This window comes from Bradyrhizobium sp. S3.7.6 (genome assembly GCF_054061875.1).
Genome location: NZ_JBSSEQ010000001.1, coordinates 2889396 through 2902942, shown reverse-complemented (window position 1 = coordinate 2902942; position 13547 = coordinate 2889396). Strand labels below are relative to the sequence as shown.

11 protein-coding genes are annotated in these 13547 nt (G+C 62.0%); 8 read left to right on the top strand and 3 right to left on the bottom strand.

The annotated features are described in order from the left end of the window. On the bottom strand, positions 1-1038 hold the full coding sequence (locus ACVJ5M_RS13705; protein WP_063981791.1) for a LacI family DNA-binding transcriptional regulator: 1038 nt from the start codon (positions 1036-1038) through the stop codon (positions 1-3). A gap of 132 nt (positions 1039-1170) precedes the next feature. Between ACVJ5M_RS13705 and ACVJ5M_RS13700 the strand changes: the two genes are divergently transcribed. From ACVJ5M_RS13700 to ACVJ5M_RS13680, 5 genes are all read left to right on the top strand, one after another. Next, positions 1171-1950, top strand: coding sequence for a glucosamine-6-phosphate deaminase (locus tag ACVJ5M_RS13700; RefSeq protein ID WP_231142847.1), 780 nt, complete (start codon positions 1171-1173; stop codon positions 1948-1950). Then, positions 1947-3095, top strand: coding sequence for an N-acetylglucosamine-6-phosphate deacetylase (locus tag ACVJ5M_RS13695; RefSeq protein WP_063981789.1), 1149 nt, complete (start codon positions 1947-1949; stop codon positions 3093-3095). Before ACVJ5M_RS13700 ends, ACVJ5M_RS13695 begins: the two co-directional genes overlap by 4 nt. A gap of 10 nt (positions 3096-3105) precedes the next feature. Further along, positions 3106-4152 (top strand): Gfo/Idh/MocA family protein, encoded by a 1047-nt coding sequence (locus ACVJ5M_RS13690; protein WP_063981788.1) that lies wholly within the window; start codon positions 3106-3108, stop codon positions 4150-4152. Then, complete coding sequence (locus ACVJ5M_RS13685; protein ID WP_085399020.1) at positions 4142-5149, top strand: Gfo/Idh/MocA family protein; 1008 nt, start codon at positions 4142-4144, stop codon at positions 5147-5149. The genes ACVJ5M_RS13690 and ACVJ5M_RS13685 overlap by 11 nt, the downstream gene beginning before the upstream one ends. Positions 5150-5212: 63 nt before the next feature. Continuing rightward, positions 5213-5587 carry a hypothetical protein gene (locus tag ACVJ5M_RS13680; RefSeq protein WP_354096364.1) on the top strand — a complete coding sequence of 125 codons (375 nt, stop codon included), beginning with the start codon at positions 5213-5215 and terminating at the stop codon, positions 5585-5587. 431 nt (positions 5588-6018) lie between these two features. Here ACVJ5M_RS13680 and ACVJ5M_RS13675 read toward each other — a convergent pair whose 3' ends face one another. Both ACVJ5M_RS13675 and ACVJ5M_RS13670 read right to left on the bottom strand, forming a co-directional pair. Beyond that, complete coding sequence (locus ACVJ5M_RS13675; RefSeq protein ID WP_028152046.1) at positions 6019-6654, bottom strand: response regulator transcription factor; 636 nt, start codon at positions 6652-6654, stop codon at positions 6019-6021. A gap of 313 nt (positions 6655-6967) precedes the next feature. Then, the gene (locus tag ACVJ5M_RS13670) at positions 6968-8185 is read right to left on the bottom strand and encodes a sensor histidine kinase (protein WP_231142851.1); all 1218 of its coding nucleotides are present in this window, start codon (positions 8183-8185) and stop codon (positions 6968-6970) included. Between the two features lie 560 nt (positions 8186-8745). Between ACVJ5M_RS13670 and ACVJ5M_RS13665 the strand changes: the two genes are divergently transcribed. The 3 genes from ACVJ5M_RS13665 to glsA all read left to right on the top strand — a co-directional run bounded on the left by ACVJ5M_RS13665 (position 8746) and on the right by glsA (position 13521). Then, on the top strand, positions 8746-10344 hold the full coding sequence (locus ACVJ5M_RS13665; RefSeq protein ID WP_231142853.1) for a DcaP family trimeric outer membrane transporter: 1599 nt from the start codon (positions 8746-8748) through the stop codon (positions 10342-10344). Positions 10345-10755: 411 nt separating this feature from the next. Beyond that, positions 10756-12321, top strand: a complete 1566-nt coding sequence (locus ACVJ5M_RS13660) for an AbgT family transporter (RefSeq protein ID WP_166343451.1) — start codon at positions 10756-10758, stop codon at positions 12319-12321. A 201-nt stretch (positions 12322-12522) separates the two neighbouring features. Next, positions 12523-13521 (top strand): glutaminase A, encoded by a 999-nt coding sequence (gene glsA / locus ACVJ5M_RS13655; protein ID WP_231142855.1) that lies wholly within the window; start codon positions 12523-12525, stop codon positions 13519-13521. Positions 13522-13547 lie beyond the last annotated feature (26 nt).

The window sequence follows — 13547 nt, the reverse complement described above, 5'->3', positions numbered from 1 at the left end:
TCAGCGGCCTCGCCGCTTCAAAGGGGCCGGACCGGTCGAGGCGCGAATGACGAGATGGGAATTCAGCTTGTGGCGAATCTCGCCCGACACGCCGCCATTCATCTGGCTGAGCAACAGGCCGACCGCGACATCGCCGGCGTCGGCGCAGCGCGCCGACACGGTGGTGAGCGGCGGATAGGTTGTTTCGCCGAGGACGTCGTCACAGCCGACGACACTGAACGATTTGGGCACCTCGACACCGAGCGCAGCTAACCCTGCCATCAGGCCTTGAGCGACAAGGTCGTCGAACGCGATCGCCGCGGTGACGCCGCTGGCGACGATCTGGGTGGCCGCCAGCCGGCCGGTGTCGTAGGAGGGTGGACGCGCGGGCACGGCGATCACCTTGAGCCCGCGCTTCTCCGCCTCGCGCCGGACGGCATTGCGCCGTTGCTGGTTCGACCACGACGTCGTGGGGCCGCTGACATAGGCGATGTGCCGGTGCCCCAGCTCGGCCAGATGTGCGATCGCAGCCGCCACACCCGGCGCGGTGTCGATCAGGACCCGCGTAATGCCTTCGATATCGCGATTGATGAGCACCAGCGGCCGGCGCGTCGCATGACGGCGGATATGCTCCTCGTCCAGGCGCGACGAGGCGAGGACCAGCCCCTCCACCTGGCCGATGAAGCGGCCGACCAGCAACTCCTCACGCACGGGATCCTCGTCCGAATTGCCGAGGAAGACGCACAGCCCGGCCTGGTCGGCGCGCAGTTGCGCCGCCCTGATCAGCGGTGGAAAGAACGGGTTCGCGACATCCGAGACGATGAGCGCGACGTTGCCGTGGCGTCCGGTCGAAAGCGCACGCGCGACCTGGTTCGGCACATAACCGAGCTTGCCCGCGACTTCCTTGACGCGCCGGACGGTCTCCTCGGTCAGCATCTCCGGCCGCGAGAAGGCGCGCGATACGGTGGCACGCGAAACCCCGGAGGCCTTCGCGACCTGACTGATCGTCGGCACGACCGATGGACGTCCCTCCCCGCCGCTATCGGAATCGCGTTTCACCGCAGGCCGCCTCCTCTGCATCGCCTTCACCTAGACATGCCCCGGCCGGGCCCGGGGCGCAAGCTTGACATGCAACCGGTTGCATCACATTCTCTCCGCTCGAGGGTAAAGTGCAGGCCCGGCAGACCATGGATGAGCATGACGGCTTCGGTGACTCCCTCAATCGCGACGTTTAAGACGCGGGATGCGATGGGCCGGGCGGCCGCCGCGGACGTCGCTGCGGCGCTCCGCGACCACCTCGGACGGCAGAGCAACGTGCGGATGATCTTCGCGGCGGCACCGAGCCAGGCGGAGATGCTGGATGCCCTTGCTCGCGAGCGCGATATCGACTGGCGGCGCGTCACAGCCTTCCACATGGACGAATATCTCGGACTTCCCGCGGATGCGCCGGAGCGCTTCGGGGCTTGGCTGACGCGTCACTTGTTCTCGCGCATCGCTTTCGGCGCGGTTCACCTGATCGGGCAGGAGCCGGATCCGGAGCGGGAAGCAGCACGCTATGCGGCCCTTCTCGGCGAAGCCCCGATCGACATCATCTGCCTGGGAATCGGCGTGAACGGTCACCTCGCCTTCAATGACCCGCCGGTCGCCGATCTGCACGACACCAAGTCGGTCAAGATCGTCGAGCTCGACGCAGTGTGCCGGCAGCAGCAGGTTGACGATGAGTGCTTCCCGACGCTCGGAGATGTTCCGGCACATGCAATCACGCTGACGATTCCCCGGCTCCTGGATGCCGACCGGCTGTTTTGCGTCGTGCCCGGCGCGTCCAAACGCGCCGCCGTCGAACGATCGCTATATGGTCCGATCGGGACCGAGTGCCCGGCGAGCGCGCTCCGCACGCACCCACGTTGCGCGCTGTATCTCGACCAGGATTCCACGCCGCCGCAGCTCTCACTGACACCGGTACGCGCATGACAGATCCGGCAACGCGCGTTTCGGGCCGCGATCCGGAGACCGGACAGAATCGCACCATCGTCATTCAGGACGGCCGGATCACGGACATCGTTCCCGGCGGTGACGATGACGGGCTGTGGCTGTCGCTCGGCCTGTTCGATCTGCAATTGAACGGCTTTGCAGGCTACGATCTCAATGGCCGCCCTGATCTCCGGACGGTCCGCGATCTCGTCACGGCCGTCCACAACAGCGGGGTGTCGCGTTTTGCCCCTACGCTCATCACGGCATCGCATAATGCGATCATCGATGCATTGCGCGCCATAGCGCAGGCGCGTGATAGCGATCCGTTTCTCAAGCACGCAATGCCCTTCGTGCATGTTGAAGGCCCGCACATCGCGCCAGAAGATGGTCCGCGCGGTGCGCATCCGGCCGAACATGTCAGGCCGCCGAGCCTCGGCGAGTTCGATGCGTGGCAGGCGGCCTGCGGAAACCTCGTCGGCCTCGTGACGTTGTCGCCGCATTGGCCGGAAACGGACGCCTATGTGCGCGGCCTTCATGCGCGCGGCGTCCGTGTTGCCCTCGGCCATACAAACGCCGCACCGGATCAGATCTCCGCCGCCGTCGCGGCGGGCGCAATGTTGTCGACGCATCTTGGCAATGGCATCGCCGCCACGCTGCCACGACATCCCAACCCGATCTGGTCGCAACTGGCGGAGGACAGGCTATGGGCGAGCTTCATCGCCGATGGCCATCACCTTCCCCCCGAGACCTTCAAGTCCATGCTGCGCGCAAAGGGGCTGGAGCGAGCGATCCTGGTGTCCGATGCCGCCGCGCTCGCGGGTTGCACACCCGGAGTCTACGACGCGCCGATCGGCGGCAAGGTCGAGTTGAAGGCGAACGGCCGGCTGGAAGTCGTCGGCACATCATTTCTGGCGGGCGCAGCCGTCAGCCTCGTGTTCGGAATAGCCACGGCAAGACGCATGGCCGGATTGACCCTGGCAGAGGCGCTGAGGCTCGCAACTGTCAATCCGCGTATCCCGTTCAACCTTCCTGCGCTGACGGTGGGAGCGCCGGCCGATCTGCTGCGCTTCCGTCTCGGCGAGGATGAATCTCTCGTGCCCGAGACGGTCTATGTCGCGGGCCGACCCTATCGTTGCAACTCTTGAGGACTGAGACATGAACCGGCTTCGCATCGGGTTGATCGGTCCGGGAGCGATCGGCGAAACACACGCGCGGGCAATACGGGCGCTCGACGAGACCGTCTTGTCCGCGATCGCCGGCGGCACGCCTGAGCAGATTGCTGCGTGCATGAATGGCGAGGACGTTCCGGCATTCGCGACCACCGAGGCGATGCTGGCGAATGCCGGGATCGACGCGGTCGTGGTCTGCACCCCGAGCGGCGCGCATCATGACGTCGCGCTTGCTGCGATCGAGGCGGGGCGGCACGTGCTGGTCGAGAAGCCGCTCTGCGTCGATCCGGCCGAGGCTGCGTCCCTGGTCCGCGCCGCCGAGCGCTCGCAACTGACGTGCGGTGTGGTTTCGCAGCGCCGTCTCGAACCGCAGCACCAGGCGATCAAGGCTCTGCTCGACGCGGGTCATCTTGGACAGCCGCGCCTGATCGAGGCGGCGATCCATTGGTACCGCTCCGACGCCTACTATGCGGAGAAGCCGTGGCGCAGCGAAGCGGAGCATGGCGGCGGCTCGGTGTTCAATCAGGGTGTTCACAATCTCGACCTGATGCTCTGGCTGTTCGGAGCCGTCGATAGCGTTCAAGGCAAGACGACGACGCTCGGACACGCACACGCCGTCGAGGACACGACGGCGGCGCTGCTGTCTTTCGCATCCGGCGCGCTCGGCGTGATCGTGACGAGTACGGCGCTGCCTCCGGGACGGCCGGCCATGCTTCGATTGTTCACGGACCGCGGCAGTTGCGAGCTCGCAAACGACAGCATCGTGCGCTGGGATTTTCCCGGCATTGCGGAGCCGCCAAGTGCGGCCGGGGTTGGCAGTGCCGCCAGCGATCCCAAGGCCATCGGGATCGGCGGACATATCGCCCAATGGCGCGACTTCGTTCGCGCCGTCCGGGAGCAACGGCCGCCTGCGAGCACGTTCAGGGATGGATTCGAAGCTGCGAGACTGGTTGACGCCATCTATCGCTCAGCTGCCGAAGGTCGCGCCGTCAGCCCCAATGAGATCGCAGCGGAGGCCATTCATGCCAGCTAGCTCCGAGATGCTCGACATCGCCATCATCGGCGCAGCCCACCCGCATGTCGAATACGTGCTGTCAGAGATCGCTGTCAGAACCGACGTCAGGGTCGTGGCCGTCGCCGATCATGACCCAGCGCGGCGCACCGAGCTCGAACGACGTACCAAGACGCCCGGCTACGCCGACCCGAATGCGCTTCTGGATGCGCATCGGGTTCGGGCCGCAGCAGTCTTCACCGAATTCGGTCTTCGCGCGCCAATCGTCGTCGAACTTTTACGCCGCGGCATCTTCGCGATCGCCGACAAGCCCATGGCTGTGACCCTGGCCCAGCTTGCGCTTATCGAGGAGACGCTCGCCGGGCGCAATTTGCTCACTCTTCTGCTCGAGAAGCGGTTTTATCCGGTCACGCTCGCACTCCGATCCGTGATCGACAGCGGCCAACTTGGAGACATTGTATCCATCACTGCAACCGGGCCGCACAAGCTGGTCCCAAGCCGACGTCCAGCGTGGATGTTCGAACCATCAACTTATGGCGGCATCCTCGCTGACCTCACGGTCCACGATATTGATCTGGCCCTTTGGTTGACGGGATACACCAGCGGCACAATCAGCGGCTGGATTTCGTCGACCCCGGCTGCCGGCACGACGAACTTTCCCGCGCTGGGGCGTGCTATTCTCGCCTGCGATGGCGGACCGGAATTCGCGATCGAAGTTGACTGGATCCAGCCCGAAGCATCGCCACGGCACGGCGACTATGCCATGCGGATCTCCGGGACAAAGGGTCGTGCTGACGTTCTGTTCGCGGAAAATCGACTGCTCGTCGAGACGGCGACGAGACCCCGGCGCGAAATCGACCTGCCCGTGGGCGCCTCGCCCGCCAGCTTCGTCTTTGATCATCTCGCCCGCGGCGAGACCTTGCAGATTGCGGCAAACGAGGCCCTGCGCGCCACGCGTATCGCAATACTTGCTCAGGAGAGTGCGGCCAACGGCGGAAAACCCATGCGATGGAGTTAACCAATGGCAAGCTGCTGCTCGCAGTGTTCGATGAGACTGGCGGAGACCTTATTCCCGGAGCTGATGGCCGAGCTCGACGAAATCAAGCAGACGACCGTGTGCGGCCTGGTCTTTCGACGCGACCATTCGCACCGGCGGTCACCTACCCCGCTGCCCTGGATCACAGCCAAGCAGGATCTTCGCTACCTACGCGGGGTCGTGAAGAAGATCGTCCGTGCAGCCGATCTCCGTGAAGAGCTGTCCTTCACATCATTCCGCCACGGCGGCTTTACCGAGGGAGCCGACAGCGATCTGATGGACGCTGAGCTCAGAGCCGCCGGCCGCCATCGCTCGTCGCGGCAGTTGCCGACCTATGCAAAGCGCACACGGAAACAGCTAATTTCCGGCACGAAGAAACGGCGAGAAGAAAGAACAAAGACAGCCGGTTTGTCGGAATAGCCACGGCGCGTCTGTCGGAATGACGACCGTAACAAACCCCTAAGCTATTGAAAAGCTTGGTGGGCGCACCAGGGCTCGAACCTGGGACCCGCTGATTAAGAGTCAGCTGCGGTTTCAATGACTTGCCGGTCGCATCCCAGGCTTATGCGGCTGAAAATGGGCGTCCGTCGGACGATCATAATCCGTCATTGCGCTGCCGGTCAGCCAGGTGTGCCGAGCTCGACGTTGTATCGTCGAATTCGGGAGATCAACGTCGTGCTTTCGAGCCTCGGGCCGCTGGAAGGAAATGCCCGGATGCTCCTGGAGCGGGTCTGCCCAAGTCCGGACCTTGACAGCACCGCTGTCGCTCCAGCGAAAATCGCGGCGTTTCCAACGGGAGAACGCGTTGTCGCTGATCGCTAGCGAGGCGGCGACTCGCATTGAAAGCTCCATCAAGGATTGACGAGCTTCCTGCGAACGGCGTAGCGGACGAGCTCGGCCGTCGATGACATTCTGAGCTTGCGCATCGCTGACGCGCGGTGGGTCTCGACGGTCTTTACGCTCAGCTTCAGGATGACGCCGATCGACTTGTTGGTGTGTCCCTCTGCAATAAGCTGGACAACGCCCTGCTCGCGCGCGGTGAGCAGCATGTCGGACGTATTTTGCTTGCCGGCCTGGTATTCGTGGAGCAACTTCTCCAACAGAACGCCCGTGAAGTAAGGTCTGCCATCGAGCAAGGCCTCGATCGCGAAGATCAGGTGCCTACTGGCGTCCGATTTGAACAGGAAGCCGCGAACGCCAGCCAGGATGGCTTCAGTCAGCAATTCCTCATTCTCGTGCATCGTCAGGATCAATACTTCGGTGCGCAGGTGCATCGACTTGAGGCGGCGGCTGACCTCAAGTCCGTTCATCAGCGGCATCGAATAGTCGGCTATCACGACGTCCGGACGCGTCTCCACCGCCACGGCCACAGCCTGCTCGCCGTTGGTCGCCTCTCCGCTGACGATCCAGTCTGAGCGGGTCTCAACGATCGCTCGGAGCCCGGAACGTACGACTTCATGATCATCCGCAATCACGATGCGTTTCACGGCGTCGTTCCCGTATGCGGGCCCAGAACCTGTCGGGCAATGGATGGAGATTTCCAGCAGTCAAGTGTGCCAATCTACCGATTATCCTTCAATGGGTTATCCTGCAAAACCCTGATATCTCCGGGCGGATGTACCAAACATCGGCGTTTCCAATCAGACATCGACGGGTCTTGCCCGCGCGCAGCCCAAATCGGACCGCTACACGATCATCGTCGATCAGCCTTCATTTCGTGGAGGGAACTCCGGGAACCGACGGACAGAGACTGCCTGCCCTCGGGGTCCCTGATCTCCGTCATTCCGTGCACACGCTGGCTTATGATTTCAGTGACGCGCGCCGGCTGCGCCTTTTGGTCATGAGACCATGCGGGAACACCGCGCACAGCGTCGTGCCGGTGTGTCGCGGTGCAGGATTGGACCGGATCTCGAACGTGCCCCCAAGCTGCTTAAGTCTCGCTCTCATGGCGGGAATGCCGACACCGGACGATATCGCACCGTTGCCACGTTTTGTGTGATCGACCGGAAAACCGCGCCCGTTGTCGCTGATCGTCAGATGGAAGTGACCCTCGATTGCCTCGACGCCGATTCTGACCTCCGTCGCCTTCGCGTGGCGGAATATGTTCGTGAGCGCCTCCTGAACGACCCGCAGCACCGAGAGCTGGCTCGCGTAAGGTAGCTGATCGACGGCGGTGGGAATCCTCGTGCTCACCCGCAACGACGTACGTGCACCAAACCCCAAGGCATGCTGCTCGATCGTCGCCTTGAGTCCCCGGTCCGTCAGATCCTGGGGATGGAGCAGATAGGTCAGAGAGCGGATTTCCTTGAGTGCCGCGTCGATCGACGCGTCGATATCATCGCAAAGCCGCTCGACGCCGCGCGGGTTATCGAGGCAAGTGCGGACACGCATCACACCAAGACTGGCGGCAACCAGCTCCTGGCATGTCGAATCATGAAGCTCCGATGCGATCCGCTGGTGGATGTCCTCGCGGATGGACATCAGGCTGACGTCCCCGTGAAGGAAAGCAGCCTCTTCAGTCACACAGTCGAGCCCCTCCTTGTGGAGTAACCGATGACCGCCAATCAACCGGGCCGCATTGCCGGCCATGGGATGGAGGATCGGAACAACGGTTGTCTCGACATCCCGCAGCAAGCCGCCGAGCATCAGACTGTGCTGGATTTTGGCCTCGGTTCCTTCCGCAAGACATGCCTGGAGGATTTCACAGAGACGCTCGGCGTCTTCCTTGGCAAGACATTCGAAGACGTCCAGCTCTCGGACCTCCTGCTGCGACATTCCAAGGAGAGCCTCGAAGGCCTGATTGATTGCCTCGTACACGAAGCGCCCGCCACGTGAGGGGCGGACCGCGAAAAGGAGCTCTTCGGAGTGTGTCCAATATGAGCGATCGCCAATTGCGTCCTGGCCAATCAGGTGATCGTCGATAAAGGGACGCGCCGGCTCGCAAGCAGGAGAACTGTGTGGCTTCACGGTACGCACCCAACTTTCCGGGTCGTTTTCGAGGTCGAACTCAACGCTCAATCTCGAAAGCTCCCCTCTCCAGTCGTCCCAGCATCGATCACCGGACTACAGGAAACGCCCTAGGGGATAGATCGGATTATACGCTCGATCTTACCCTCAGCCAGCAGGTTGTATTCTCCGAAGACCAAAACCTCGCATGACTGGCATGAATTCCGGCATATGACTATGCAGTTCGTGCCACGCAAATATGGCGGCGACACCCAAGACGCGACGATATGGGACGCAGCGCACAGTGGTGGGATTGTGAGCCATTTCGATTTCACGCACCCCTCCCTATCCTGAGATCGCTTTCTGCGCTGCAGGATGATGTTGAGCCGACCGAGCGCGATGCAACCGCGCTGCGGTACAACCGAAATGGCACAATCTTGCCGAAAATTTCGACCTTCGATAGAGCTGGCTTGCGATCGCTGAAATCAAGCGCAAAACTCGATGTGCCCCGAACGTGCCAACAGGAGGCTTGCGTGCGAACATTCCGAGTGCTTTGCGGCGTTGCATCAATCGCAATATTTTCCGGTCCGTCTTTGGCGCAGACACCCGCCAGTCAGGAGCAGAAACCTTCCATGGAAGAGTTGATGCGCCGTCTCGATGCGCTGCAAGCCCGCGCAACAGAAGGTGACAAGCTGATCAGCGCGCTGCGCCATCGCGTCGACGAACTCGAAACGCGCGATAAGCATTCGAAGTCCCAGGCCGCCACCGCACGTCGTGACGTCGTCGCACCGACCGCCGGGCAAAAGCCGCCTGCGATTCCGGTTGCGCCGACTGAGCCGCGAATGACTGCGAGTGCTGCGGTCCCTCCACAAGCCGCGGCGGCGCCCATTCCGGGCCTGCGTCCACCCGAACCGATGGGCAGTCAGTTCGACGGCGAAGGCGAGGACGCGCTGCGTTCCGATCTCCCGGGTTTGTCCTTGCGCATCCCGGGTTCGCAGTCCGAGGTGCGATTCTACGGTTTCGCGAACGTCAATAGCTACCACGACTTCAATGGCCGCAATCAGTCCGATGCGCCGACAGTGCAAACCATTCCGCTTTCCGGAAGCCCCGCCGACATCCAGGGAGGCGATACCGGATTGTCCGCCCGGTTCAGCCGCATCGGTATGGATACGCGCACGGCGACCGCCTGGGGCACTCTGGAAACCCGCTTTGAAGGCGACTTCGGCGGGGGCACGGCAGCCTCACCCAATGCGGTCTTTCGGCTCCGTCAGGCCTGGGGCGAGGTCGGCAGCGAACAGTTTCGTGTCCTGGTCGGCTGGGCGAACAGCCTGTGGAACGAGGGCGTCTATGAAACCGTGAACTTCTCGACCAATCTCAACCAGTCATTCGTGCGCCAGGCGCAGGTTCGGGCGACCGCGACATTGGCTCCGGGATTGACCGGGCACGTTTCGATCGAGATGCCGGATACGCAGTACACGTCCGCGGCAGGCGTATTCACGCAGATCAGCACCCCGGCTGGCTTTGGTGGATTGAGTCCGTCATTTGCCTCCGTGCCCGATCTACTCGGCCGGCTCGAATACCGGAACGATGGCCTGGGCCTCGACCTGCGCGGCCTGCTGCGCGATCTCACCATCCGCACGGCTGGTACGGCGGCGGCGCCGCCAGCGGTCGAGCGCAATACCGCCGGTTGGGGTGTCGCAGGTAGCGGTCGCTTCCCAATGAGATGGCTGTCACCAGCTTTCGGTCCGGACGAGCTGGTTGGCATGGCCTATTACGGCCAAGGCATCGGGCGCTATTTCGGCGCCAATACCTTCGGCCAGGATGCGCTGTCCAACATCGGCCTGCCCGGCGTTGTCGATCCCAGCCTCGACGCCCTGCCGACCTATGGCGCGAGCGCAGGCTACCGCCGCTTCTGGACACCGCAATTGCGCAGCAATTTCGTCTACTCCTACGCATGGCAGCAATATCCGTCCTATGCGCAATTGTTCGTGCCGGGATCTGCCTCGGCGACGTCGTTGAACAGCACCATGCAGCAGGGGATCGTCAATTTGATCTGGAGCCCGTTCGCCGAGCTTCGTGGCAACAGCGTCGGGACCGGATGGCTCGACGTCGGTCTTGAATATGTCTACTCCCATCGGGACGTGTACGGCGGCACCGCAGCAACAGCCCCGGTCAGCACCGGCTCTGGTACCGCCAATCGCATCCTTGGCTCGGCCACTGTGCGGTTCTGAAGACAGTCTTGTTGCTTCGCAGGCAGACATGGAAGCCTTGCTGACACAGCCGTTCGTTCGGGTCGGTAATTGCCCCGGAACAATCTAGGCGCATTCGGTATTCAGCTGGATTTTGATGCGTCTTATTGATTGTTCGTAAGGCAGCGTATGAACGGACAGATCGCGAAAGGATGAGCAATCCTCTCCCGAGAGGCCTCCGTGTCTCCATGGTCCTTTCAGATCGTCGCCGCACTCGCGGCGATGACGCTGGCATCTTCGTCAGAGGAGTAGCGGGGTCGTCGCGTTGATTACGAGATCAGCGGTTTCGAGCGCGCATTGGCGTCCGATCCTTCCTCGCTGTTCTCATAGCAGGGATCATCATGGTACCAGCGCTGCTCCAGCCGTCGCTAATGGAGTGGGAGGATTTCCGACATGAGCGCGCGCAGTGACGCCACGAACACGCCGCCATCGAAGACGATGACGCAAAGAGCCCTCGACACTGTCGAACGTGTCGGAAACAGCGTCCCGCACCCGGTCGTGATATTTCTGATCCTCATCGCCATCGTGTTGGTGCTGTCTCACTTACTCTACATGTTGGGGGCAAGCGTCACCTATCAGGTCATCAACCCGGATACTCACAAGATCGAGACCGCGACCTCTGCCGCCAATAGCCTGCTGACGGCGGATGGAATTCGTCATATTTACACCCGGCTCGTGCCAAACCTCATGGGTTTCACCGCGGTTGGGCTGTTGATCGTCGCCATGATGGGCGTCGGCGTCGCCGAGGAAGCCGGCCTGATCAACGCGTTGATCAGAAAACTCGTGGCCGTCTCTCCGAGTTGGGCACTCGTTTACATCGTCGCGTTCGTCGGCATCTTGTCCAGCATTGCCGCAGACGCCGGCTATGTGGTGTTGATCCCGTTGGCCGGCGCCGCCTTCTTGAGCGTTGGCCGGCATCCTCTTGCCGGGCTCGCTGTGGGATTTGCCGCAGTCGCCGGTGCATTCACCGTGAACATGATCATCAAGCCGCTTGATGCCGTTCTGACGGAAATCACCAACGACGCAATCCACATGGTCAACCCCACCACGTCGCTGGATCTGACCGCCAACGTCTCGTTCTCGATCGCCTCCGTTGTTGTCCTGACCATCGTCATCGCGCTCATCAACAACCGGATCATCGAGCCACGGCTGGGCGCTTACCAGGCCGAGAAGACCGCCAATACTCAGCCGGAGGCGAACGGAGGGCAGCTTTCCGCCGACGAGTCGCGTGGGCTGAGGTACAGCGGCTTTGCGCTGCTCGGGGTCGTGATCCTGTTCCTTCTGTTAACGGTTCCGTCGGGCGCGCCCCTGCGCAATCCGACGACGGGCGTCCTGATCGGCAACTCACCATTCATGAACGGCCTGATCGGGGTCATCATGGTGCTGTTCCTTGCAACCGGGATCGCATACGGCATCGGCGCGAGAACGGTGAATAGCTCCGCGGCCGTCATCGCGGCCATGACCAAGGCGGTGGCTTCGCTGAGCGGCACCATCCTCCTCTTCGTCGTCATCAGCCAGTTCGTCGATTACTTCAACTATAGCAACATTCCAACGTTGATGGCCCTGACGATGGCCGATGTCTTGAAGAGCGCGAATATCGGCACGCTGTGGCTGCTGGTTGGCTTCATCATTGTCGTCATGATCCTGGACTTCGTGTTCACGCCGGCGATCGCCAAATGGGCCATCTTCGCGCCGGTCTTCGTGCCGGTGTTCGTGCAGCTTAACGTCGATCCCGCGGCCGTCCTGGCCGCCTACCGCGTCGGCGACTCGCCGATCAACGCGATTACCCCGCTCAATGCCTATTTTGCCATGGTGGTCGGATTTGCCCAGATTTACGACAAGAAAGCGGGCGTCGGGACGGTTGTCGCGCTGATGTTGCCGTACACTCTCTGGATGGCCATCATTTGGACCGTGCTGTTCGTCGTCTGGTACCTGCTGGGCTTGCCTTGGGGATTATGAGGCGCAAGGCAGCCCTAACCCGGAAAAACCCCGAGATGTCCGGGTAAATGGCCTGATTGTTCACCAAGGAAAATCAACGTTAGATGACGGTCCGTTGGGCCTCGTTAAAGGCAGTGAACGAAAACGGCGAGTGAGGGCGTTTGACCCGACACATGTCGGGGCTCCCTCGGTGCTTCTCATTATGGAGGCTTGGAACGCGCAATGAATGCGAACGCCGATGCCGACAACAACTATTCCTACGTATCAACCGGACACTTGCCGGCCGAAGCGGAAGTCATCTCGCTGATCGACGAGGTGTACGCGCGCTACAAATCAAATACGGACGGCAAGAACTCTCAAGTATATCCCGCTCTCGCCGAAGTGCCGAGCGACCTGTTCGGCGTTTGCGTGGTCGGCACCAACGGCGCGGTCTACGCCGTAGGGGCGGCCGAATACGAATTCTCCATCATGAGCGTTTCCAAGCCGTTCATCTTTGCATTGGTCTGTCAGGCCCTCGGCGCGGCGCAGGCACGTCAGAAGCTTGGAGCGAACGCGACCGGCCTTCCGTTCAACTCGCTCGCTGCCGTCGAACGAAGTCCCGATGGCCGGACAAATCCCATGGTGAATGCGGGCGCGATTGCAACGACAAGCCTCGTACCGGGAACGACGGCTGATGCGAAATGGAAGTTCATCTACGACGGATTGTCACAGTTCGCCGGACGTCCGCTTGCGCTTAACGACGAGGTTTATGCCTCGGCGACGGAGACTAACTTCCGAAACCAGAGCATCGCCCGCCTGCTCCAGAGTTTCGAACGGATTTACTGTGATCCGGCAGAGGCGACCGATCTTTACACCAGACAATGCGCGCTGAATGTGAGTGCCAAGGATCTGGCGGTGATGGGTGCGACTTTGGCGGACGGTGGCGTGAACCCCATCACGAAAGTGCGCGTGGTCGATCCGTCGGTCTGCCACTACGCACTGGCCGTCATGACCACTGCCGGAATGTACGAGACATCAGGCGATTGGCTTTACGATGTCGGGCTACCGGGCAAGAGCGGCATCGGCGGCGGGATCGTCACGGTCTCCCCCGGAAAGGGCGGTCTGGGGACTTTTGCGCCGCCGCTCGACAGCGCCGGAAACAGCGTCAAGGGACAGCTTGTAGCGAAGTATCTGTCGCAGCGGCTGGGCATGGATTTGTTCATGTCCAACCCGGAAGCGTAGGTTTGCAATTGTCGTAGATTCAGCCC